Origin of the sequence: Streptomyces cacaoi (assembly GCF_006539165.1) — a bacterium.
GTDB classification, from domain to species: Bacteria; Actinomycetota; Actinomycetes; order Streptomycetales; family Streptomycetaceae; genus Streptomyces; species Streptomyces cacaoi.
Window position 1 is genome coordinate 1 of record NZ_BJMM01000039.1, and the last position, 23,009, is coordinate 23,009.

Consider the following 23,009-nt stretch of genomic DNA (forward strand, 5'->3'; position numbering starts at 1 on the left):
CCACGGTGGCGAGGAGCCCCCTCCGGCGCCGGCCGCGCCGCGCCGACCCGTCACCCGCCTCCGGTGCGGTGGGCGCGCCCGTCAGGGTGGGGCCGGGCGGTGGCGGCGCGGCGGGGGAGGGGCGTACGGGCAGCGCGTGCTGGGTCGGCAGATGGGCGGCGGGCGCCCGTCCCTCGGCCACATCGGCCAGCATGCGGTCGAGTTCGGCCGGGCCGGGACGCGCCGCCGGATCCTCCACCAGCAGGGCCTGGAGGACGGGGCCGAGTCCACCGCTGCGGGCGGGCGGTGGAACGGGGTCGTCCAGGACGGCGGCGATGGTGGCCAGCGAGGTGGCGCGGCGCATCGGGTTGCGGCCCTCGGTGCAGACGTACAGCGTCAGGCCGAGCGACCACAGATCGCCGCTGGGGGCCTCGTCGTCGCCGCGGATACGTTCCGGCGCGGTGTACTCGGGCGAGCCGACGAACTCGCCGGTCGCCGTGACCGAGGTCGAGCCCTGGACCCCGGCGATGCCGAAGTCGGTGAGGACCGCGTCGAACCCGCCCGGCTCGCCGGTGCGTTCGCGCAGCAGGATGTTGCCGGGCTTGACGTCCCGGTGCTGGATCCCGGCCGCGTGCGCCGTCACGAGCGCCGCGAGCACCTGACGCCCGAGCCGGGCGGCCTCGGGCGGCGCCAACGGGCCCTCGGCGAGGCGCTGTTCGAGGGAGGGCCCGCGGACCAGCTCCATCACCAGCCAGGGATAGGGGCGTTCGTCGACGATGTGGTGGATCGTCACCACGTGCGGATGGCTGAGCCGGGCCAGCGCCCGGGCCTCGCGCAGGACGCGCTCCCGCAGCGCGCGTGAGCCCTCCGACTCGTCCGGGTCGTCCGCCTCGGTGGCGGCGGCGCCCGGGTCGGCGGCCGGCGGACGGACCTCCTTGAGAGCGACGTCCCGGTCGAGCGCGGTGTCCCGGGCCCGCCACACGGTGCCCATGCCTCCCGCGCCCAGCTGTTCGAGCAGCTCGAAGCGTCCGTCGACGACGTGTCCGCGGTATCCGCGGCGTGATCCCCCAGCCATGGCCCTCAGCGTACGGGGTGCCGGCTGTGGGCGATCCGTCGGCAGCCGGGTACCGCGCGCGGGGCCGCGGGCCCGCGCGGGCCGACGGGTGCGGAGACGGCGGACGGGCAGGCCGGGGAGGGGGAACCGGCCTGCCCGTCCGCCCGCTGTGCGCCGCGGGGCGGCGGTTACTTGTCGGAGCTGTCCGAACCGTCCGAGCTGTCGGAGCTCTTGGAGTCCTCGGCGCCCTTGTCGCCCTTGTCGCCCTTGGAGTCCTTCTCGTCCTTGGCCGAGGAGTCCTCGCCCTTGGAGTCCTGGGAGCCCTTGGAGTCCTTCTCGCTCTTCTCGTCCTCGCCGCCGGCCTTCAGGTCGACGCCCATCTTCTTCAGCTCGCCGGGCAGGTTCTGCGGCTCGATCTGCTCACCGTCGATCTTGACCGTGGGCGTGCTCTCGATGTTCGCGCCGTTGAAGCTCGCGATCATGTCCTTGGCCCACTTGTTGTACTTGTTGGACTTGACCGCCTTCTCGAACGCGGTGTTGTCCTTCAGCTCGGGGACCTCGTCGGCCACCTTCAGCAGGTACTTGTTGTCGGCGAACTTGTCGTCCTGCTCCTGCGGGTGGTACTTCGCCGAGTAGAGCAGCTTGTGGTACTCGGTGAACGCGTCCATGCTCACCGCCTTGGCGGCGCCCAGCGCACGGGCGGCGTTCTTGGAGCCCGAGCCGCCCATGTTGTTGTCGATGATCGAGCCCAGGTGGACGCGCAGCTTGAACTTCCCCTGGTCCGCGCCCTTCTTCAGGGTGTCGCCCATGGCCTGCTCGAACTGGGCGCAGGCCGGGCAGCGCAGGTCCTCGTAGATGTCGATCGTCTTCTCGGCCTTGGCGCCGCCCATGGTGACGGCCATGTCGTCGCCGCTGGAGTCCTTGCCGTTCATGACGGCCACCGCGGTGCCGATGCCGCCCACCACGACGAGCGCACCGACGACCGAGGCCGCCACGAGGAGTTGCCGCTTGGCGCGGTCCTTCTTCGCCTGCCGCTCCCGTTCGGCGCGCAGCCGCTCGCGGGCGGCGCGCTTGGCGTCCTGGCTGTTGCGCTTGCTCATGATTCTTCTCTTCTCCGTCGTTCCGTCGATCCGGGTCTCGCGCGTGCCGCTCAGGCGGCGAGCGCGGGTGGACCGCGGCGGTGCACGGAGTGCGTCAGCAGCGCGGGAGCGCAGGCCACAGGGCTCTCCGCCGCGCGCGGCGCCCGGGCCGGGCCCGTCCCGGCGGGGCAGCCGCAGCAGACCGCGAACGCGAGGCGCAGCGGGCGGAAGGCGCTCGCCGCCACCGCGCTCAGCAGCTGGGCGAGGGCGGCCTCGCCGCGGCGCAGCCAGACGGCGGCGAGCAGGCCGACGCCGACGTGCGCGGCCAGCAGCAGCCAGGGCAGCGCGGGGTCGCCGGCGGGGCCGCCGCCGAACGGCAGCGCGGCCGCCTGGCCGCCGTGTGCCGCCATCCTGGCCAGCGGGGTGCCGACCTCGCCCCCGCCGCACAGCAGATCCACCCCGACCGAGCGCAGCGGCCCGGCGACCGGGCCGCCGGCCTGCCCGTAGCAGGCGTGCTGGCCCGAGGTGAAGACGGTGTCGGCGGCCAGCTCCAGCGGGATCAGCAGCGAGGCGATCCGCAGGAAGCCGCGCTCGCGCCCGGCCAGCGCGAAGGCGAGCAGGAAGACGCCCGCCGAGACGGCCACGAGCGGCGTCAGCGGGACGGGCGAGCCGGAGAGCAGGACATGGGCGCCGGTGGACAGCGTGACGCAGAGCGCGGTGAAGACCGCCGCTCGCGCCGCGCGCACTCCTGCTGCTCCCATGTCCATCGCCGAACGAGTCTGCCACGGGTTCGCGTAAGTGCTCCCTAAAGGGTGGCGACAGACTGTGCGGGATGCTCTGCTCTCCGTGCCGGACTCCGTGTCGGACTCCGTCCCGGTCTCTGCGGCGGACGGCGGTTACAGGCCCGGGATACGGCCGTTGCGGAACAGGTCGACGAAGATCTGGTGGTCGCGGCGTGCGGTCGCGCCGTAGCTGTGCGCGAACTCCACGAGCATGCCGCGGAACCCGTCCTCGTCGGTGCCGATGGCCTCGTCGATGGCGCGCTCGGTGGAGAACGGCACCAGGCTGTGGCCGCTCTCCGCCTCGTCGGCCGCCGCGTGCATCGTGGCCGTCGCCCGTCCCAGGTCGGCCGTGACCTGGGCGATCTGGTCCGGGTCCGACAGATCCGACCAGTCGAGGTCCACCGCGTACGGCGAGACCTCGGCCACCAGCTGGCCCGTCCCGTTCAGCTCCGTCCAGCCCAGCCACGGGTCGGCGTGCGCCTGGAGGGCCCGCTGGGAGATCACCGTGCGGTGGCCCTCGTGGTGGAAGTAGTCGCGGACGGCCCGGTCGGTGATGTGCCGGGATGCCGCCGGGGTCTGCGCCTGCTTCATATAGATGACCAGGTCGTTCTCCAGGGCGTCGCTGTGCCCCTCCAGCAGGATGTTGTACGAGGGGAGCCCCGCGCTGCCGATGCCGATGCCGCGGCGGCCCACGACGTCCTTGACCCGGTGGGCGCCGCGCCGGTCGCGTGCCTCGCCGGCCGGGAGGGTGTCCAGGTAGGCGTCGAAGGCGTCCAGGACGGCTGCCCTGGTGTCCTTGTCCAGCTCCGTCGAGCCGCCACCGGGTGTGAACCGGCGCTCGTGGTCGCGGATCTCCGTCATGGTGCCGAGCAGCCCGAAGCGGGTGTGGGTGCGGGCGTTGCGCAGGGCGTCCAGCACCGGGCCGCGTGCCGTGTCCAGGGTGAGGGCCGTCGGCTCGCCGGCGGCGGCGCCGGAGGCCAGGGCGCGGATCCGGTCGCGGTAGGCGTCGGCGTAGGTGGTGACGAGCGCGGTGATCTGCTCGTCGCTGAGTGCCTTGGCGTAGCCGAGCAGGGCGACGGAGGCGGCGAACCGCTTGAGGTCCCAGGTGAAGGGGCCGACGTACGCCTCGTCGAAGTCGTTGACGTTGAACAGCAGGCGGCCGTTGGCGTTCATGTAGGTGCCGAAGTTCTCGGCGTGCAGGTCGCCGTGGATCCACACCCGGCTGGTGCGCTCGTCCAGGAAGGGGTTGGCGTGCGGCCGCTGCTCCCCGTCCATGTCGGCGTAGAAGAGGCAGGCCGTGCCGCGGTAGAAGGCGAAGGCGGACGCGGCCATCTTGCGGAACTTCGTCTGGAAGGCGGCCGGGTCGGCGGCGAGGAGTTCGCCGAACGCGGCGTCGAAGACCTCCAGGATCTCCCTGCCGCGTGCCTGGGCGGGCGTGGCCGTTGCTGCGGGTGCGGTCATGAGCGCTCCGTCGTGCGTCGGTGGATGTGCGGGGCCGTGGCGGACGGCACCGGGCGGCAGGCCCGGAAATCCGTACGACGACGACCACGAGTATGGGTGCAGGCCCGTGCCCGCCGGCTGTCGGTGCCGGGTCGTAGACTCCTCAGTCGCCCCAGAAGTCCCGCGCCCGGAGGTGGCCTTCGCCGTGAGTGAGCAGCCCTTCACGCATCTGCACGTGCACACGCAGTACTCGCTGCTGGACGGCGCCGCCCGGCTCAAGGACATGTTCAACGCCTGCAACGAGATGAACATGTCGCACATCGCCATGACGGACCACGGCAACCTCCACGGGGCCTACGACTTCTTCCACTCGGCGAAGGACGCCGGGGTCACGCCGATCGTCGGCATCGAGGCGTACGTCGCGCCGGACCACCGCAGGAACACCCGCCCGGTGAAGTGGGGCACGCCGCACCAGAAGCGGGACGACGTCTCCGGTAACGGCGCGTACACGCACATGACGATGTGGGCGCGGAACGCCACGGGGCTGCACAACCTCTTCCGGGCCCAGTCGCGGGCCAGCCTGGAGGGCTTCTTCCGCAAGCCGCGGATGGACCGCGAGCTGCTGGCCGAGTACGCCGAGGGCCTGATGGCCACCACGGGCTGCCCCTCGGGCGAGGTCAGCACCAAGATCCGGCTGGATCAGTTCGACGAGGCGCTCAAGGCGGCCGGGGAGTTCCAGGACATCTTCGGCAAGGAGAACTTCTTCGTCGAGCTGATGGACCACGGCATCGACATCGACAAGCGCGCGCGGGACGGCCTGGAGGAGATCGCCCGCAAGATCAACGCCCCGTTCGTCGTCACGAACGACTCGCACTACACGTACGAGCACGAGGCGTCGGCGCACGACACCCTGCTGTGCATCCAGACCGGCAGCAACCTCTCCGACCCGGACCGCTTCCGCTTCGACGGCGCGGGCTACTACCTCAAGTCCGCCGCCGAGATGTACGCGATCGACTCCTCGGACGCCTGGCAGCAGGGCTGCCGCAACACCCAGCTGCTGATCGCCGACCGGGTCGACACCGAGGGCATGTTCGTCCCGAAGAACCTGATGCCGAAGTTCGACGTGCCCGAGGGGTACGACGAGGTGTCCTGGTTCAAGGAGGAGGTCCGGCGCGGCATGGCCCGCCGCTTCCCCGGCGGGGTCCCGCAGGACCGCCAGGAGCTGGCGGACTACGAGATGAGCGTCATCATCGACATGGGGTTCCCCGGCTACTTCCTCGTCGTCGCCGACTTCATCAACTGGGCCAAGGACAACGGCATCGCGGTCGGTCCGGGCCGTGGCTCGGCGGCCGGTTCGATCGTCAGTTACGCGATGGGCATCACCGACCTCGACCCCGTCGTGCACGGGCTGATCTTCGAGCGGTTCCTCAACCCCGAGCGCATCACCATGCCGGACGTCGACATCGACTTCGACGAGCGCAGGCGCGGTGACGTCATCCGGTACGTGACGGAGAAGTACGGCGCCGACAAGGTCGCCATGATCGGCACCTACGGCACCATTAAGGCCAAGGCCGCCATCAAGGACGCCTCGCGTGTGCTGGGTTACCCCTACGCGCTGGGCGACCGCATCACCAAGGCCATGCCGGCCGACGTCCTGGGCAAGGGCATCCCCCTCTCCGGCATCACGGACCCGGAGCACCCGCGCTACAGCGAGGCCGCCGAGGTCCGTGCGATGTACGAGAACGAGCCGGATGTGAAGAAGGCCATCGACGCCGCCAAGGGCATCGAGGGCCTGGTGCGGCAGATGGGCATGCACGCGGCCGGCGTGATCATGTCCAGCGAACCGGTCATCGACCACGCGCCGATCTTCTCCCCGAAGAACGACGGCACGGTGGTGACCCAGTGGGACTACCCGAGCTGTGAGTCGCTCGGCCTGCTGAAGATGGACTTCCTGGGGCTGCGCAACCTCACGATCATGGACGACGCGGTCAAGATGATCCGCAAGAACAAGGACATCGACCTCAAGCTCCTCGATCTGCCGCTGGACGATCCCAAGACCTTCGAACTCCTCCAGCGCGGCGACACCCTGGGCGTCTTCCAGTTCGACGGCGGCCCCATGCGCTCCCTGCTGCGCATGATGAAGCCGGACAACTTCGAGGACATTTCCGCCGTCTCGGCCCTGTACCGCCCGGGCCCGATGGGCATGAACTCGCACATCAACTACGCCCTGCGGAAGAACGGCCAGCAGGAGATCACGCCGATCCACAAGGAGTTGGAGGAGCCTCTCAAGGAGGTCCTCGACATCACCTACGGCCTGATCGTCTACCAGGAGCAGGTGCAGAAGGCCGCGCAGGTGCTCGCCGGCTACTCGCTGGGCCAGGCCGACCTGCTGCGCCGGGCGATGGGCAAGAAGAAGAAGGAGGTTCTCGACAAGGAGTTCGTGAACTTCCAGAAGGGCATGCGGGACAACGGCTACTCGGACGAGGCCATCCAGGCCGTCTGGGACGTGCTGGTCCCCTTCGCCGGCTACGCGTTCAACAAGGCGCACTCCTCGGCGTACGGCCTGGTCACGTACTGGACGGCCTATCTGAAGGCCAACTACCCGGCCGAGTACATGTCGGCGCTGCTCACCTCGGTGCGCGACGACAAGGACAAGTCGGCGGTCTATCTCAACGAGTGCCGCAAGATGGGCATCCAGGTGCTCCCGCCGAATGTGAACGAGTCGGAGGCCAACTTCACCTCCCGGGACGACTCCACGATCGTCTTCGGCCTGACGGCGGTGCGCAACGTCGGCCAGAACGTCGTCGACTCGATCGTCAAGTGCCGCAAGGCGAAGGGCAAGTACACCTCGTTTCCGGACTTCCTGGACAAGGTCGAGGCGGTCGTGTGCAACAAGCGCACGGTGGAATCGCTGATCAAGGCCGGCGCGTTCGACGAGATGGGGCACAGCCGCAAGGGCCTCACCGCACAGTTCGAGCCGATGATCGACAACGTGGTCCAGGTCAAGCGCAAGGAGGCCGAGGGCCAGTTCGACCTGTTCGGCGATCTGGGCGGGGACGACGGCGACTCGGGCCCGGGCTTCGGGCTGGACGTCGAGTTCTCCGAGGAGGAGTGGGACAAGACGTATCTGCTGGCCCAGGAGCGGGAGATGCTGGGCCTGTACGTCTCGGACCATCCGCTGTTCGGCCTGGAGCACGTGCTGAACGACAAGGCGGACGCGGCCATCGCCCAGCTGACGGGCGGCGACTACTCGGACGGCTCGATCGTGACGATCGGCGGCATCATCTCGGGCCTCCAGCGCAAGATGACCAAGCAGGGCAACGCCTGGGCGATCGCCACGGTGGAGGATCTGGCCGGTTCGATCGACTGCATGTTCTTCCCGGCGACGTACCAACTGGTCTCCACGCAGCTGGTGGAGGACGCGGTGGTCTTCGTCAAGGGCCGGCTGGACAAGCGCGAGGACGTGCCCCGGCTCGTCGCGATGGAGCTGACGGTCCCCGATCTGAGCGAGGCATCCGTCAGCGCACCGGTCACCATCACCATCCCCACCGTGAAGGTGACCCCGCCGCTGGTGGAGAAGCTCGGCTATGTGCTCACGCAGCACCGCGGCAGCAGCGAGGTGCGGGTGCGCCTCCAGGGCGCCCGGAAGACGACGGTCCTCCGCCTCGACCGGCACCGGGTCACCCCCGATCCGGCGCTGTTCGGCGATCTGAAGGAACTGCTGGGCCCCGCCTGCCTGGCGAGCTGAGCGGTACGCACACGGAAGGGGCGCCCCGCGCGGGGCGCCCCTCGTGCCGTCTCCGGCCGGTCGCCGACCGTCGGCTGTGCGAGGTGCGGGTGCCGACTGTGCGCCGGCGGTGGCCGGTCGGCGGTTCCGGTGCCGCCCGCTGCCGTCCCGGCCGGGTGCGACAGCGGGCCGTTCGGGCTCAGTTGTGGCCGAAGCGGCGCTCGCGGCCCTTGCGTGCGACATCGGCGGGGCTCGGGGTGCGCTCGGCGGTGTCGTTCCTCGCCTGCTCGCGCTGCTGTGTCTGTTCGTCGGCCGTACGACTCTGCTCCTGCGCACGCCGGCGGTCCTGCTTCTTGTTCTTGGCCATGATCGCCTCCCGGGCTTTCGGACACCTGGCCGGGATCAGCGTGACACGACCGGACATGGTGCGCATGTCGGACAGTTACGTTGTGTACTTGTCTGCGCGCTTCCGTGTGCCCGTGCACATCTCTGCCTGCCTGTGCCTGCCCGTGTCTGCCTGTGCACGCCTCTGTATGTCTCCGTACGTATCTGCACGTGCATATCGGCGGATTCCCGCACCGGGTGCCCCCGGACCGGCCCGGCAGAACCCTTGAACGCCACGCCGGTGATCGAGCCGGGCTGATAACCCCCGTACGGTCGGGCAGACTCGAAGGCACACGGGCAGAACACGGGGAGATCGGCAGCACGCGAAGGCACAGCGTCGGCTGTACGGAAGTGACCGGGAGTGGGTGAAGCGTCGTGGACCGCTGCGTCGTCCTTGTGGATGCGGGCTACCTGTTGGGCGCGGCCGCGAGTCTGCTGGCGGGGGAGCCGACCCGCTCCCGGATCTCCGTCGACCACTCCGGCCTGATCCAGGCACTGCGCCGGCAGGCGGAGGCCGACACCGAGTGCGCGCTGCTGCGCATCTACTGGTTCGACGGCGCCCCCGACCGCGTCCCGCAGCCCGAACACCGGCGGTTGCGTGTGATGCCCCGGGTGACGGTCCGGCTCGGCGCCCTCACCCGCAGCGACGGCCGCTGGGCGCAGAAGGGCGTCGACGCCGCCATGCACGCCGAACTCACCGAACTCGCCCGCAACCGCGCCTGTTCCGACATCGTGCTCGTCACCGGGGACGGCGATCTGCTGCCCGGTCTGATGTCCGCCAAGGAGCACGGCGTCGCCGTCCATCTGTGGGCCGTACAGGCCGCCGACGGCGACTACAACCAGTCCGAGGACCTGGTGGCCGAGGCCGACGAACGGCGCGTGCTGGACCGCACCTGGATCACGCCGGTCGTGCACGCCAAGGACTTCACCGGGGTGTGCGCGCCCCAGCCCGCGCCCCGCCCCGAGATCGCCGCCATCCTCTCCGCGCCGCTCCCGGAGACCGCCAAGAACGCCAACGGCGCGGTGCAGCACGGCAGCGACAGCCCCCGGGCGTCCGAGGGCGAGAGCCCCACCGAGCCCCCCGCGCCCGACGGCCGCTCCGAGGACGCACCGGACACCGGGGGCCGTGCCGGACCGGGCGGCGGCCCCGCGCCGCGGCCGGAGGGCGTACCCACCCCCAAGGACCTGGCCGGACTCGGCCGTCCCACACCCGGCACCGCACCCGCGAACGGGCCCGCGCCCGGCGCCACCTTGCGCTGGTCCTCCGACCGCGGCTGGGTGGAGCGGCCCGCGGGCGAGTCCCCGGAGACGGCGGGACTGCCGATGCTCGCCCAGCTGACGACGGCCGAGCAGCGCTGGGCGGACCGCGAGGAGGACATCACCGCCGTCAGCGGCGACCCCTTCGAGGTCGGCCAGGTCTTCGCACGCCGCTGGATCGAGCGCCTGATCGTGCCCGTCCACCTGGAGCAGCTCTCCGGCGAGTATCCGCGCATCCCGCACCGTATCGACGGCGAACTGCTGCGCTACGCCGCCCGGTTCGGGCTCCTCGCGCACAAGGACGACCAGATCGACGAGCACGACCGCTATGCCATCAGGGCCGGTTTCTGGCGCGAGGTCGACGCCCGCAGCGGTTCGGCCGCCGAGCGCGCCCCGGCGGGTGAGTGAGCGGCCGGGCGCCCGCGGGCGCGTGGCGTGCCGGGCCCGCGCGGAGAACGGCGAAGCCGGGCGCGTACCCTCATAGGTCGTGAGAACGGGCACTCGGCAGGCGGTGGACAGCTCGGTGGACGGCGCACGGACACCGGACCGGGCGGCGGCGCCCGCCGTGCGTGTCGACGGACTGGTCAAGACCTACCCCCCGGGCAGGCCGCGGCGCGGCGCCCCGGCGGCGCCCGCGGTACGCGCCAGCGACGGCATCGGCCTGGAGGTGCGCCGGGGCGAGATCTTCGGGCTGCTCGGGCCGAACGGCGCCGGCAAGTCCACCCTCGTACGCCAGCTCACGGGCCTGCTGCGGCCGGACGCCGGCACCGTGCGGGTGCTCGGTCACGACCTGGTGCGGTACCCGGAGCGGGCGGCCCGGCTGCTGGCCTACCTCGGCCAGGAATCCAGCGCGCTGGACGAACTGACCGTCGCGCTGGCCGCCGAGACCACGGCCCGGCTGCGCGGTATGGACGCCGGGGCGGCGCGCGCCGCGCGCGACGAGGTGCTGGCCGAGCTGGAGCTGGAGGGGCTGGCAGCGCGTCCGCTCAAGAAGCTCTCCGGCGGGCAGCGCCGGCTCGCCTGTGTGGCCGCCGCGCTCGTCGGCGACCGGCCGCTGCTCGTGCTGGACGAGCCGACCACCGGTATGGACCCGCACGCGCGGCGTGCCGTGTGGGCGGCCGTCGACCGGCGGCGGGCCGAGCGCGGGGCGACGGTGCTGCTGGTCACGCACAACGTGATCGAGGCCGAGACCGTGCTCGACCGGGTCGCCGTGCTGGACCGCGGCCGGGTGATCGCCTGCGACACCCCGGGCGGGCTCAAGGCGACCGTGGGCGACGAGGTACGGCTGGAGCTGGTGTGGCGGGACCGCGCGCCGCTCGACATCCCGCAGATCGCGGCGCTCGCCGACGCCGCGACCACCTCCGGCCGCCGCTGGACGCTGCGCCTGGCGCCCGACGAGGCCCGGGCCGCGGTCGGCCTCGTCACCCAGGGCCCGGCCTTCACCGCACTCGACGACTTCCGGCTGGCCACCCCCAGCCTGGAGGACGTCTATGTCGCGCTCGGCGGCCGGGCGGACGGCGCGGAGGGGCTGGTCCGGGCGTGAGGGCGCGGCGTGCGGGGCGCGGGAAGCATCCGGGGCGCGCGGGTCACACCGGGCCCTCGGGGACGGTGACGGCAGGCGGAGCCGGTGCGGTGTGCGCCGGCGCCGCGAAGGGCAGCGGAAGGTCGCGCACGCGGATGCCGTGCTGCGCGAGGGGCGGAGTCGGGTGAGTACGGCGGCGAGCAACGGCACGACGGCCACCGGGACGGCCGCACCCGGGGCCGGGGAGTCCCCCGGCCCGGCGCACGACGCGGCGGAGGCGCGCTCCCCCGCGGCGGTAGGGGCGGACACCCGCGCCGGGGCGCGGGCGGACGGCGCGGCAGCGCAGAAGGCAGCGCCGGGGCGGACGGCGGACGGCGGCGCCGCGTGGGCCGGTGACGGTGCGGAGCGGTCGGCGGACGGGGGTGCCCGGGCCGGTGCGGCCGTGCTGGCGCCGCGTGCGCGGTGGGGGGCGGCGCTGGGCGCCGTCTACCGGGCGCAGTTGTCCCGGGCGCGGGTCGCCCGGATCCCGCTGCTGTTCGTGGCCACGTTCCAGTCGCTGGGGATCATGATCCTGATGCGCGGTGTGGTGGACGGCGGCGCGGAGGCGCGGGCCGTGGTCGCCGGATCGAGCGTGCTCGTGGTCGCCTTCGTCGCCCTCAATCTGCTGGCGCAGTACTTCGGCCAGTTGCGGGCCACCGGCGGGCTCGACCACTACGCCACCCTGCCGGTCCCGGCGGCCTCCGTGGTGCTGGGGACGGCCGCCGCCTACGCCTCGTTCACCGCTCCCGGTGTGCTCGTCACCGCAGTGGCCGGAAGTGTGCTGTTCCAGCTGCCGCTGGGCGGGCTGTGGGTGCTCGTCGCGGTCGTGCCGCTCACCGGTGCGGCGCTCTCCGGGCTCGGTGCCGCGCTCGGGCTGCTCGCGCCCCGGCCCGAACTGGCCACGCTCTGCGGGCAGTTGGGCATGTCGGCGGCGCTGCTGCTGGGGGTCGTGCCCGGGGACGGGCTGCCCGCGGTGCTCGGCTGGGCGCGGGATCTGCTGCCGTCGACGTACGGCGTCGAGGCGCTCGCCCGGACGTTCGAGGCGCGGCCGGACTGGGGGAGCGTGCTGGCCGATCTGACCGTGTGCGCCGTCGTCGGCGTCCTCTCGCTGGCCCTGGCCACCAGGGCCTACCGCCGGGCCGCCACCCGTTGAGCGGCCCGGGGCTCGCCGTACGCCCGGGACCTGGCACGATGGCGGAGTGACCGTACCGACGCCTTCTTGGAACAACCCGGACCACGGCCGGTCCGGGACCCGGCCCGATCAGCCGCGGGGCGACGGCGGCTCCGGCACCGGCTCCGGCTCCTGGCCCGACGACCCGCCGCCGCACGGGCCCGGTGCGGACCAGGGCGCGGACAGCCTGCTGGTGCGGCGCGAGCTGCGCGACGCGGCGCTCGTCGCCGTGGCAGTCACCGTCCTCGGGGTGCTGCTGGGCCTGCTGTGGCTGTGGCTCGCGCCGCGGGTGCCGCTCTACACGGACGGCCGCGCCGTCTATCTCAAGGACCCGGAGGGCGAGGAGTCCATCGGCGCCGACGGGACGTTCGCACTGCTCGGTGTGGTGTTCGGCGTGGTGACGGGGCTGATCCTGTTTCTTGTCCGGCGGCGCGGCGGCGTCGGGCTCGTCGCGGGTCTGGCCGTCGGCGGGCTCCTCGGCTCGGTGCTGGCCTGGCGCCTCGGCGTCTGGCTCGGCCCGGAGACGGACCTGGTGGCCGCGGCCCGTGCGGCCGGCCGGAACGCCACGTTCGACGCACCGCTGAAGCTCGCCGCCAAGGGCGTGCTCCTGGCCTGGCCGTTCGCCGGGCTCCTCGTCCACCTCATCGCCACCGCCCTGTTCGGGCCTCGCGACGAGGTACGGGCCGTCGCCCCGGCGAAGTGGTGACCTCGTTCTTCCCGTGCTTCCCGTGTCCCCTCGTGTCCCTCGTGTCCCCCGTGCCCCCGTGCCCCCGTGCCCCCGTCTCGCCCCGCCGGAGCGCGGCGGCGGGCGGACGCCGCCGCTTCGAAGACGCTCGCTAGCGCGCGACCGGCGCCACCAGGGCGTCGGTGAGCGCGGCCAGGTCGGCCCAGGACAGTTCGATCTCCAGCCCACGGCGCCCCGCCGAGACACACACGGTGGGGTGGTCCGAGGCCGAGGCGTCCAGCACGGTGGGCAGCTTCTTGCGCTGGCCCAGCGGGGAGATCCCGCCGCGCACATAGCCCGTGGTGCGCTCGGCGGCGGCCGGGTCGGCCATGGCGGCCCGCTTGCCGCCGACGGCGGAGGCCAGCGCCTTGAGGTCGAGGGAGGCGGAGACCGGCACGATCGCCACCGTCAGCGCCCCGTCGACCTCGGCCACGAGCGTCTTGAACACCCGTTCCGGAGCGACCCCCAGGGCCTCGGCCGCCTCCTCGCCGTAGCCGGCCGCTGAGGGGTCGTGCGCGTAGGAGTGGGTCGTGAACTCCACCCCGGCGTCCGCCGCCGCGACCGTCGCCGGGGTCGCGCCCGGCTGCTGCCTGCCCTGCTTCTTGCTCTTCTTGCCCACTGCTCCGCTCGTCTCGTCCGTCGCTCGGGAATCACCGCGCCGCCGCCGGGGACGACCGCTGCGCCGCTCGGGAACGGCCGCCGCCGACCGGTCGCCGCCCGCCGTGGCCGGGGCCTCAGTTGGGGCTGGTCGGCTTGCGGGTGAGGTCCGGGGCCGGGAGCGAGGGGAGCTTGCCGATCACCGAGGTCTCACGGCGCAGCACCCGCAGCTCCTCGGCGAGCCGTGTCGCCGTGTCCGGGGCCTGGAGCAGCCGCTGTTTGGCGGGTGTGTCCAGCACCGTGGCCGCCGCGACGAGATACGAGACGACGGTCGGGTCGTCGGGCAGATCCTGCTCCTGGCTCGCGGACAGCGTGCGCTCGCGGGCGCCCGCGAGCCGCTTCTGGTAGGAGCGGAAGGCCCGCAGCACCCCGGAGGCCAGGGCGCCGGCGCCGTCGCCCTCGTCCTCCGGCAACTCCTCGATCTCGCCGGTCAGATACGGGCCCGTGGCGTCCACCGACAGCAGCCGGAAGCGGGTCGTGCCGGTGGCGAGCACCTCGTAGCCGGCCGCGTCGGCTTCCGCGGCGGCGTCCGGCGAGCCGGTGCCGGCCGTCGGGTCGGCCGCCTCGGGCGGCGGGCCGCCGGTGCGCTCGCGGATCGTGGAGGCGTCGGCGATGCAGCCGACGGAGTAGAACGCCTTCATCGGGTCCGCACCGAAACCGGCGGCCGGGTCAGCGCCGGGCGGCGGGACGTCCTCGGGCATGCCGACGGCGGTCGGCGCGACCTCCCGGCCGTCCCGGATGGCCACCACCGCGAACCGGCGCGGTACGTCCTCCGGAAGCGCGAGCAGATCGCGCATCAGGGCGCGGTACCGCGCCTCGAAGACGTTCAGGGGCAGCACCAGGCCCGGGAACAGCACCGTGTTCAGCGGGAAGAGCGGAAGCGCGGTTGTCACAACGGGTAAGCCTAAAGCCTTCCGGGGGCTCGATCGGGGCCCGGGCGGGAGATCCGTGGGCTCGGGCCCCGCCGGAGCGGCGGTGGCGGGGCCGGCCGGACCCGGGCGACCCCGCCGCGCGCGCCGCGTGCCGGGGCCGCCGGGCCGCCGGGCCGACGGGGGCTCCGGCAGCGTCGCGGGTCCCACGCGGGTGGGAGGGGGAGGGCAGCAAAGGGCCCGCGGGGCGGCGGCCTCACTGGCGGCGCAGCAGCCTGGTGGCGCCGGCGGCGACCGTCGTCGCGAGGATCCAGCCCAGCATGATCATGAGCGCGGCGATCCACTGGTAGACCCCGCCCGGGTCCCAGGCCGTGTCCTGGCCGAAGGAGATGACGGGCAGCAGCAGATCGAGGACGTAGAGCGCGGCGCTCCAGTGCGGGGCCTCGTCGCCCTTGAGCGCGGGCGGGCGGTGCGCCTCGAACAGCAGGGAGCCGGCCAGCCACAGCACGCCCATCCACAGGGCGGCCTGCGCGGGACGGTAGCCGTAGGCCACGGTCCAGTCCTGGAGGTAGCCCCACAGCTTGCCGGGCAGCGGCAGGGTCTCGCGGCGCCGGCGCTGCTTGGCGAGCAGGACGAGGCGTGCGTTGGTGTCGTCGCCGTTGTTCCGGTACATGGCGGCGAGCTGTTCGTAGGGCTCGGGCGCGTACTCGGCGGTGGCCGCCGCCACCCACTGGAGGCGCTCGTGGACGTTGAAGTGGCCCTCTTTGGGGATGGCGTGCTGGTAGGTGAAGCCGGCCATCCACAGGCGGTTGTCGCGCGGCCAGCTGGTGACCCGGTCCAGCAGCTTCTCCACGGTCGCGCCGGACAGGACGATCAGGCCGCGCTCGGTGGCCTGCGGGGTGAAGGTCAGCTCCGGTGTGCTGAGGCGGCGCAGCGACAGCTCCTGGTCGCGTTGCAGCTCGAAGCGGGCGTTCTCGATGACCAGCGAGGAGCCGAACCGGCCGTCGTCCAGGACGACGCCGCCGGTGCACTCGAAGTGCTTGGTGCGGTGCGGGTCCCACCTGCGGCCGCCGGCGCCGGTGAGGCCGGCGAACGTGTAGTCCGTCCCCGTGGGCGGCGTCGCGCCGTAGAACTGGGGCGCGCTGCCGCGGTTGGCGTCGGCGAAGCTCGCCACCTGCTCGACGGTCATCTGCGGCGCGTAGAGCGCGAACCGTCCGTAGGGGTTGCGCAGGACGGTGCCGAACATGTGCAGGGAGCTGCCGATCGTCGCGCCGCGCAGGCTCGTCTGGCCGTCCACGCGCAGCAGGCTGGCCTGGAGCTCCTGCGAGACGGTGAGGCCGTCGGCGGAGATCGCCCGGGATCTGCGGGAGCTGCCCACGGTGGCCTCGTTGAGCAGCAGGTCCGTGCCGATCGTCGCGTCCGTGAGCTTGATGCCCTCGGGGATGCTGCACCGCGGCAGGTGCAGATCGCCCTCCGTGGTCAGCCGGGCCGCCTCCAGGCGCGGCAGATAGCAGTCGACGAAGCGCGCCGTGTGCAGCCGCGCCTCGGGCATCCTGACCTCCTGCTCGAACCGGCAGTGCCGCAGCTCGAAGTACGGCTCGACGGCGCCGCCGGAGACGTCCAGGCAGCCGGTCACATACGCGCCGGTCAGATGGAGGGAGGCGACCCGGCCCAGCAGCGGGGGCGGGCCGTGCAGCAGAAGCAGCGCGATCACCCGGGCCCGTACGGAACGTTCGGGCCCCCAGGTGTGGTCGCCGTTCGGATCGTCCAGCTCGGGCTCGCGGGTGCGCAGATCGTGCTCGCTGCCGTTCCGGAACGCCTGCCACAGCCCCCACTCGGCCGTGGTCAGCTGGAGCCCGGAGGGCGGTTCGCCGGAGTCCTGCGGCTCGCTCACACTTTCCCCCTCGCTTCGTCGGTCTGTGACCGGATCGGTCGGTGCTGCGCTGCGGGGTCCGGCCGGTCGTGCGGCCGGGCCCGGTCGGTCGTGCGGTGCTGCGTCGGTGCGCTCGTGCCCCGGTTCGCCGGTTGGCCGGTTGGCCGGTGCCCCGGTTCGTCGGAGCGCTGCCGTCGGCGGCCGGTGTGCTCGCGGTGCCTCGCTGCCGTGGCTTCTCGGGCGTCGCTGCGGTCCGGGCCGCCGGTGGGCCACGGGGTGCGAACGCGGAGGTCGTACCGGTGACATTCCCGCTCTGTGACCGGATGAACGCGCGAGGCTGCCCGGACGCCGCGCGCCGGATGTGGTGCGTATCAGCCACTGATACGGGCGCTCGGTCCGCTCGGCGGGTCTGAGAGACTGGAGTGTGTGATCTCCCGAATCGATCTGCGTGGTTCCGCCCCCGCCGAGGCCGCCTCCGGCCCGGCGAACGGTGTGATCGACCGCGACCTGCTGCCCCGTGCCGAGCTGGACGTCGAGGCCGCCCTGGCGAAGGTGCGGCCCCTCTGCGAGGACGTCCATCATCGCGGGACGGCGGCGGTGCTGGAGCTGACGGAGCGGTTCGACGGCGTGCGGCCCGAGCAGCTGCGGGTGCCCGCCGAGGCACTGGAGAAGGCGCTCGCCGGGCTGGATCCGGCGGTGCGCGCGGCGCTGGAGGAGTCGATCCGGCGGGCCCGGATCGTCCACCGCGACCAGCGGCGTACGGACTCCACGGTGCAGGTCGTCCCGGGCGGGACGGTCACCGAGCGCTGGGTGCCGGTGGAGCGGGTCGGGCTGTACGTGCCGGGTGGCCGGGCGGTCTATCCCTCGTCGGTCGTGATGAACGTGGTGCCCGCGCAGGAGGCCGGTGTCGGCTCGCTCGCGGTCACCTCCCCGCCGCAGGCCGAGTTCGGCGGGCTGCCGCATCCGACGATCCTGGCGGCCTGCGCGCTGCTCGGCGTCGACGAGGTGTACGCGGCCGGCGGCGCCCAGGCGATCGCGATGTTCGCGTACGGCACCGCCGAGTGCGCCCCCGCGCAGCTGGTCACCGGCCCGGGCAACATCTATGTCGCGGCGGCCAAGCGGCTGCTCAAGGGCGTCATCGGGATCGACTCCGAGGCCGGGCCCACCGAGATCGCCGTCCTGGCCGACGACAGCGCGGACGCCGCCCATGTCGCCGCCGATCTGATCAGCCAGGCCGAGCACGACGTGGTCGCGGCAGCCGTGCTGGTCACGCCCTCCGAGGCGCTGGCCGAAGCGGTCGAGGCCGAGCTGGAGACGCAGGTGCCGGCCACCAAGCACAGCGAGCGCATCGCCGAGGCGCTCTCCGGGCGGCAGTCCGGCATCGTCCTGGTCGACTCCCTGGAGCACGGCCTGGCCGTCGTCAACGCCTACGCCGCCGAGCACCTGGAGATCCAGACCGAGGACGCGGCGCGGTGGGCGGCCCGGGTGCGCAACGCGGGCGCCGTCTTCGTCGGCCCCTACGCGCCGGTGTCCCTGGGGGACTACGCGGCCGGCTCCAACCACGTGCTGCCGACGGGCGGTTGCGCCTGTCACTCCTCCGGTCTGTCCGTGCAGTCCTTCCTGCGCGGCATCCACGTCGTGGACTACACCAGGGACGCGCTGGCCGAGGTCACCCACCATGTCGTCGCCCTCGCCGAGGCCGAGGACCTGCCCGCGCACGGCGCCGCCCTGAAGGCACGGTTCGCCTGGAACGTCCCGGAGAACAGCAAGTGACCGAGCTGAACGACCTGCCCCTCCGCGACGAACTGCGCGGCAAGTCCCCGTACGGCGCGCCCCAGTTGGACGTCCCGGTACGGCTGAACACCAACGAGAACCCCTACCCGCTGCCCGAGGCGCTGGTGGAGCGCATCGCCGAGCGGGTCACCGAGGCCGCGCGGCAGCTCAACCGGTACCCGGACCGGGACGCCGTCGAGCTGCGCACCGAGCTGGCCCGCTATCTGACGCGCTCGACCGGCCACCCGCTCGGCCATGAGCAGGTGTGGGCGGCCAACGGCTCCAACGAGGTGCTCCAGCAGCTCCTCCAGGCGTTCGGCGGGCCGGGGCGTACCGCGATCGGCTTCGAGCCCTCGTACTCGATGCACGGGCTGATCGCGCGCGGCACCGGCACCGGCTGGATCTCCGGGCCGCGCAACGCGGACTTCACCATCGACACCGAGGCGGCCGTCCGCGCGATCGGCGAGCACCGGCCGCACGTGGTGTTCGTCTGCTCGCCCAACAACCCCACGGGCACGGCCGTCGACGAGGCCACGGTGCTGGCGCTGTACGAGGCGGCGCAGGCGGCGCGGCCCGAGCAGGGCGCGCTGGTGGTGGTGGACGAGGCGTACGGCGAGTTCTCGCACCGGCCCTCGCTGCTGCCGCTGCTGGCGGGCCGGCCGACGCTGGTCGTCTCACGCACCATGTCCAAGGCGTTCGGCGCCGCCGGGCTGCGGCTGGGCTATCTGGCCGCGGCCGCCGCCGTCGTCGACGCCGTCCAGCTCGTCCGGCTGCCCTACCATCTGTCGGCCGTCACCCAGGCCACGGCGCTGGCGGCGCTGGAGCACACCGATACGCTGCTCGGCTATGTCGAGCAGCTGAAGGCCGAGCGCGACCGGCTGGTCGCCGAACTGCGCGCGCTCGGCTGCGAAGTGACCGACTCCGACGCCAACTTCATCCAGTTCGGCCGGTTCGAGGGGGAGGGCGGCGCCCACGCGATGTGGGAGGCGCTCCTGGCCCACGGCGTCCTCGTCCGGGACAACGGCGTGCCCGGATGGCTGCGGGTGACGGCGGGGACGCCCAAGGAGAACGACGCGTTCCTCGACGCGGTGCGTGCCGCCTCGAAGGAGCTGAAGGAGAAGAGCGAGCGATGACGCGCAAGGGTCGCGTGGAGCGGACCACGAAGGAGACCTCCGTCGTGGTCGAGATCGACCTCGACGGCACGGGCCGGGTCGATGTGTCGACGGGCGTGGGCTTCTACGACCACATGCTCGACCAGCTCGGCCGGCACGGCCTGTTCGACCTCACGGTCAAGACCGACGGCGATCTGCACATCGACACCCACCACACGATCGAGGACACCGCCCTCGCGCTCGGCGCCGCGTTCAAGCAGGCGCTCGGCGACAAGCGCGGCATCGTGCGGTTCGCCGACGCCTCGGTCCCGCTGGACGAGTCGCTGGCCCGGGTGACCGTCGATCTGTCCGGCCGCCCGTATCTGGTGCACACCGAGCCCGAGGGCATCGCCCCGATGATCGGCACCTACGACACGACGATGACCCGGCACATCCTGGAGTCCTTCGTCGCGCAGGCGCAGATCGCGCTGCACGTCCATGTGCCCTACGGCCGCAACGCGCACCACATCGTCGAGTGTCAGTTCAAGGCGCTCGCCCGTGCGCTGCGGTACGCGGCCGAGATCGACCCGCGGCAGACGGGCGTCCCCTCCACGAAGGGTGCGCTGTGATGCGCGGGCGCGGGCCGCTGCGTGCGGAGGTGGCCGCATGACGGGGCTGTCCGCGATTCTGATCTTCGTCGGGCTGTTCCTGGCCGGCGGCGCGATCTCCTTCTGGAAGCAGAAGCTGCCCAAGGGCGTCGTGGTGCTGCTGGCCGGTGCCTCCGTGCTGGCCCTGCTGGCCGGGATCCTGCGACTGGACTGGTGGTCATGAGCGGCGCCGCGGACAGGAAGAGCGTGGTGGTCTTCGACTACGGCTTCGGCAATGTGCGCTCGGCCGAGCGGGCCGTTCAGCGCGCCGGCGCCGAGGTGGAGATCACCCGGGACTACGACAAGGCGATGGCGGCCGACGGCCTGCTGGTGCCCGGTGTGGGCGCGTTCGCCGCGTGCATCGCGGGGCTGCGGGCCGCGCGCGGGGACTGGGTCATCGGCCGCCGGCTGGCCGGCGGCCGTCCCGTGCTGGGGATCTGCGTCGGTATGCAGATCCTCTTCAGCCGGGGCGTCGAGCACGGCGAGGAGGCGGAGGGCATGGACGAGTGGCCCGGCACCGTCGGCCCGCTGAAGGCCGACCCGGAGCACGCCGTTCCGCACATGGGCTGGAACACCGTCGAGGCCCCGGCCGACTCCCGGCTGTTCGCCGGGCTGCCGGCGGACGAGCGGTTCTACTTCGTGCACTCCTACGCCGTGCACGACTGGGAGATGGAGACGGGCAACCCGTCGCTGCGGGCGCCGAAGGTCAGTTGGACCACGCACGGCAGTCGCTTCGTCTCCGCCGTGGAGAACGGCCCGCTGTGGGCCACCCAGTTCCACCCCGAGAAGTCCGGCGACGCCGGAGCACATCTGCTGAGCAACTGGATCGAGACCCTGTGACCACCGCACGCCCGGAGAGCCCCGTGAGCCCTGTGAACAGCAAGCTCGAACTGCTGCCCGCCGTCGATGTCCGGGACGGCCAGGCCGTCCGGCTGGTGCACGGCGAGTCCGGTTCGGAGACCTCGTACGGCGACCCGATGGAGGCCGCCCAGGCGTGGCAGCGTGCGGGCGCCGAGTGGCTGCATCTGGTGGATCTGGACGCCGCGTTCGGCACCGGCGACAACCGGGCGCAGATCGCCGAGGTGGCGGCCGCGATGGACATCAAGGTCGAGCTGTCCGGCGGTATCCGCGACGACGCCTCGCTCGCCGCGGCCCTCGCCACCGGCTGCACCCGCGTCAACCTGGGCACGGCGGCGCTGGAGTCCCCGGAGTGGGTCGCCAAGATCATCGCCGAGCACGGGGACCGGATCGCGGTCGGGCTGGACGTCCGCGGCACCACGCTGCGCGGCCGCGGCTGGACGCGGGACGGCGGGGACCTCTACGAGACCCTGGCCCGGCTCGACGCCGAGGGCTGCGCCCGCTACGTCGTCACCGACATCGCGAAGGACGGCACGCTCCAGGGCCCCAATCTGGAGCTGCTGCGCAACGTCTGCGCCGTCACCGACCGCCCGGTGGTGGCCAGTGGCGGAGTCTCCTCCCTTGACGATCTGCGGGCCATCGCCACTCTGGTACCGGAGGGCGTCGAGGGCGCCATCGTCGGCAAGGCCCTCTACGCACAGGCGTTCACCCTGGAAGAGGCTTTGGAGGCCGTCACACCATGAGCCCTGACCGCCGCGTCGACCGCGTGCAGAGCGACAGCCCCTGGGAGGACAGCATCGGCTTCGCGCGCGCCGTCGCGGCGGGGGACCGTGTCCTGGTCGCGGGCACGCTGCCGCTGTCCGAGGGCGTGCTCGTCGGCGAAGGCTCGCCGTACGAGCAGGCCAAGGCCGCGTTCGGCACGGCGCTCGGCGCGCTGGAGCCCTTCGGCCTCGGTGTGGCGGATGTGGTCCGCACCCGGATGTATCTGACCCACGCGCGGGACGTGGACGAGGTCGGCCGGGCGCACAAGGAACTGTTCGGCCAGGTCAGGCCGGCGGCGACGCTGGTGGTCGTCTCCGGCTTCGTGGACTCGCGGGTGCTGGTCGAGGTCGAACTGGAGGCCCTCCGCGGCGCGGCCCGGGCCGGTTCGGAGCCGGCGGCGCCCGGCGAGGGGCCCGCCGCCGGCTGATCCGGCCGGGCCGCTTCCGCACCCGAAGAACCGACACCGTGAACGTACGAAGGAGCACACCGCTATGTCCCTGGCGGTCCGAGTCATTCCCTGCCTGGACGTGGACGGCGGCCGGGTCGTCAAGGGCGTCAACTTCCAGAATCTGCGCGACGCCGGCGACCCCGTCGAGATGGCGAAGGTCTACGACGCCGAGGGCGCCGACGAGTTGACCTTCCTCGACATCACCGCCTCCTCCGGCGACCGCGAGACCACCTACGACGTGGTCCGCCGCACCGCCGAGCAGGTGTTCATCCCGCTCACGGTGGGCGGCGGGGTCCGCACCCCGGAGGACGTCGACAGGCTGCTGCGGGCCGGTGCCGACAAGGTCGGCGTCAACACGGCCGCGGTCGCCCGCCCGGAGCTGATCCGGGAGATCGCCGAACGCTTCGGCCGGCAGGTGCTCGTGCTGTCGGTGGACGCCCGCCGGGTGCCGGACGGCGCTACGGCCACGGCGTCCGGCTTCGAGGTGACCACGCACGGCGGGCGGCGCGGCACCGGCATCGACGCCGTCGCATGGGCGCACCGGGCCGCCGAGCTGGGCGCGGGCGAGATCCTGCTGAACTCCATGGACGCGGACGGTACGAAGGACGGCTACGACACGGAGATGCTCGCCGCCGTCCGCGCACAGGTGTCCGTACCGGTCATCGCCTCCGGCGGGGCAGGCCGGGCCGAGCACTTCCCCCCGGCGGTCGAGGCGGGCGCCGACGCCGTACTGGCCGCCTCCGTCTTCCACTTCGGCGATCTGCGCATCAGCGAGGTCAAGCAGTCCCTGGCCGACACCGGCCACCCGGTCCGCTGACCCCTCTCCCGCCGCCTCTTTCCCCGCCCGGCTCGGCCCGTTCCCGCCCTCCCCGC

At 72.7% G+C, this 23,009-nt stretch carries 21 protein-coding genes; 13 read left to right on the top strand and 8 right to left on the bottom strand.

The window, feature by feature from the left end:
* From SCA03_RS26915 to SCA03_RS26930, 4 genes are all read right to left on the bottom strand, one after another.
* A partial coding sequence (locus SCA03_RS26915) for a serine/threonine-protein kinase (protein WP_141275711.1) occupies positions 1-1,054 on the bottom strand: 1,054 nt, incomplete at its 3' end.
* Between the two features lie 167 nt (positions 1,055-1,221).
* Positions 1,222-2,133, bottom strand: coding sequence for a thioredoxin domain-containing protein (locus tag SCA03_RS26920; protein WP_086817881.1), 912 nt, complete (start codon positions 2,131-2,133; stop codon positions 1,222-1,224).
* Between the two features lie 50 nt (positions 2,134-2,183).
* Positions 2,184-2,879 carry a hypothetical protein gene (locus SCA03_RS26925; RefSeq protein WP_030883614.1) on the bottom strand — a complete coding sequence of 232 codons (696 nt, stop codon included), beginning with the start codon at positions 2,877-2,879 and terminating at the stop codon, positions 2,184-2,186.
* Between the two features lie 129 nt (positions 2,880-3,008).
* Positions 3,009-4,355 (bottom strand): DUF2252 domain-containing protein, encoded by a 1,347-nt coding sequence (locus SCA03_RS26930; protein ID WP_030883617.1) that lies wholly within the window; start codon positions 4,353-4,355, stop codon positions 3,009-3,011.
* A 184-nt stretch (positions 4,356-4,539) separates the two neighbouring features.
* On the opposite strand from SCA03_RS26930, the gene dnaE reads away from it, so the two are divergent.
* Positions 4,540-8,082: a DNA polymerase III subunit alpha gene (gene dnaE / locus SCA03_RS26935; protein ID WP_030883621.1), complete on the top strand. Its 3,543-nt coding sequence runs from the start codon at positions 4,540-4,542 to the stop codon at positions 8,080-8,082.
* A 178-nt stretch (positions 8,083-8,260) separates the two neighbouring features.
* Here dnaE and SCA03_RS35285 read toward each other — a convergent pair whose 3' ends face one another.
* Positions 8,261-8,428, bottom strand: coding sequence for a hypothetical protein (locus SCA03_RS35285; protein WP_169729687.1), 168 nt, complete (start codon positions 8,426-8,428; stop codon positions 8,261-8,263).
* A gap of 392 nt (positions 8,429-8,820) precedes the next feature.
* Here SCA03_RS35285 and SCA03_RS26940 point away from each other — a divergent pair, with 392 nt between their 5' ends.
* From SCA03_RS26940 to SCA03_RS26955, 4 genes are all read left to right on the top strand, one after another.
* On the top strand, positions 8,821-10,110 hold the full coding sequence (locus SCA03_RS26940; protein ID WP_030883624.1) for an NYN domain-containing protein: 1,290 nt from the start codon (positions 8,821-8,823) through the stop codon (positions 10,108-10,110).
* 79 nt (positions 10,111-10,189) lie between these two features.
* The gene (locus SCA03_RS26945; protein ID WP_371863992.1) at positions 10,190-11,245 is read left to right on the top strand and encodes an ABC transporter ATP-binding protein; all 1,056 of its coding nucleotides are present in this window, start codon (positions 10,190-10,192) and stop codon (positions 11,243-11,245) included.
* Positions 11,246-11,666: 421 nt separating this feature from the next.
* On the top strand, positions 11,667-12,416 hold the full coding sequence (locus tag SCA03_RS26950) for an ABC transporter permease (RefSeq protein ID WP_030887284.1): 750 nt from the start codon (positions 11,667-11,669) through the stop codon (positions 12,414-12,416).
* A gap of 46 nt (positions 12,417-12,462) precedes the next feature.
* Positions 12,463-13,140 carry a hypothetical protein gene (locus tag SCA03_RS26955; protein WP_030883633.1) on the top strand — a complete coding sequence of 226 codons (678 nt, stop codon included), beginning with the start codon at positions 12,463-12,465 and terminating at the stop codon, positions 13,138-13,140.
* A 130-nt stretch (positions 13,141-13,270) separates the two neighbouring features.
* On the opposite strand, the gene ybaK is transcribed toward SCA03_RS26955, so the two are convergent.
* The 3 genes from ybaK to SCA03_RS26970 all read right to left on the bottom strand — a co-directional run bounded on the left by ybaK (position 13,271) and on the right by SCA03_RS26970 (position 16,578).
* Positions 13,271-13,777 carry a Cys-tRNA(Pro) deacylase gene (gene ybaK / locus SCA03_RS26960; protein ID WP_141275712.1) on the bottom strand — a complete coding sequence of 169 codons (507 nt, stop codon included), beginning with the start codon at positions 13,775-13,777 and terminating at the stop codon, positions 13,271-13,273.
* 115 nt (positions 13,778-13,892) lie between these two features.
* Positions 13,893-14,708 (bottom strand): LON peptidase substrate-binding domain-containing protein, encoded by an 816-nt coding sequence (locus tag SCA03_RS26965; RefSeq protein WP_030883641.1) that lies wholly within the window; start codon positions 14,706-14,708, stop codon positions 13,893-13,895.
* A gap of 232 nt (positions 14,709-14,940) precedes the next feature.
* The gene (locus tag SCA03_RS26970; protein WP_030883645.1) at positions 14,941-16,578 is read right to left on the bottom strand and encodes a hypothetical protein; all 1,638 of its coding nucleotides are present in this window, start codon (positions 16,576-16,578) and stop codon (positions 14,941-14,943) included.
* 405 nt (positions 16,579-16,983) lie between these two features.
* On the opposite strand from SCA03_RS26970, the gene hisD reads away from it, so the two are divergent.
* The 8 genes from hisD (at position 16,984) to hisF (ending at position 22,953) form a co-directional block, all read left to right on the top strand.
* Complete coding sequence (gene hisD, locus SCA03_RS26975) at positions 16,984-18,330, top strand: histidinol dehydrogenase (RefSeq protein WP_086818316.1); 1,347 nt, start codon at positions 16,984-16,986, stop codon at positions 18,328-18,330.
* On the top strand, positions 18,327-19,463 hold the full coding sequence (locus SCA03_RS26980) for a histidinol-phosphate transaminase (RefSeq protein WP_086818315.1): 1,137 nt from the start codon (positions 18,327-18,329) through the stop codon (positions 19,461-19,463). The genes hisD and SCA03_RS26980 overlap by 4 nt, the downstream gene beginning before the upstream one ends.
* On the top strand, positions 19,460-20,050 hold the full coding sequence (hisB, locus tag SCA03_RS26985) for an imidazoleglycerol-phosphate dehydratase HisB (protein WP_030883652.1): 591 nt from the start codon (positions 19,460-19,462) through the stop codon (positions 20,048-20,050). The genes SCA03_RS26980 and hisB overlap by 4 nt, the downstream gene beginning before the upstream one ends.
* 37 nt (positions 20,051-20,087) lie before the next feature.
* The gene (locus SCA03_RS26990) at positions 20,088-20,252 is read left to right on the top strand and encodes a CG2302 family histidine operon protein (protein ID WP_030883655.1); all 165 of its coding nucleotides are present in this window, start codon (positions 20,088-20,090) and stop codon (positions 20,250-20,252) included.
* The gene (gene hisH, locus SCA03_RS26995; protein ID WP_030883660.1) at positions 20,249-20,908 is read left to right on the top strand and encodes an imidazole glycerol phosphate synthase subunit HisH; all 660 of its coding nucleotides are present in this window, start codon (positions 20,249-20,251) and stop codon (positions 20,906-20,908) included. Before SCA03_RS26990 ends, hisH begins: the two co-directional genes overlap by 4 nt.
* A gap of 23 nt (positions 20,909-20,931) precedes the next feature.
* On the top strand, positions 20,932-21,669 hold the full coding sequence (gene priA / locus SCA03_RS27000) for a bifunctional 1-(5-phosphoribosyl)-5-((5-phosphoribosylamino)methylideneamino)imidazole-4-carboxamide isomerase/phosphoribosylanthranilate isomerase PriA (RefSeq protein ID WP_030883664.1): 738 nt from the start codon (positions 20,932-20,934) through the stop codon (positions 21,667-21,669).
* A complete protein-coding gene (locus SCA03_RS27005; protein ID WP_051846095.1) occupies positions 21,666-22,115 on the top strand; it encodes a RidA family protein in 450 nt (149 codons plus the stop codon). The genes priA and SCA03_RS27005 overlap by 4 nt, the downstream gene beginning before the upstream one ends.
* 64 nt (positions 22,116-22,179) lie before the next feature.
* Complete coding sequence (hisF, locus tag SCA03_RS27010) at positions 22,180-22,953, top strand: imidazole glycerol phosphate synthase subunit HisF (RefSeq protein ID WP_030883668.1); 774 nt, start codon at positions 22,180-22,182, stop codon at positions 22,951-22,953.
* Positions 22,954-23,009 lie beyond the last annotated feature (56 nt).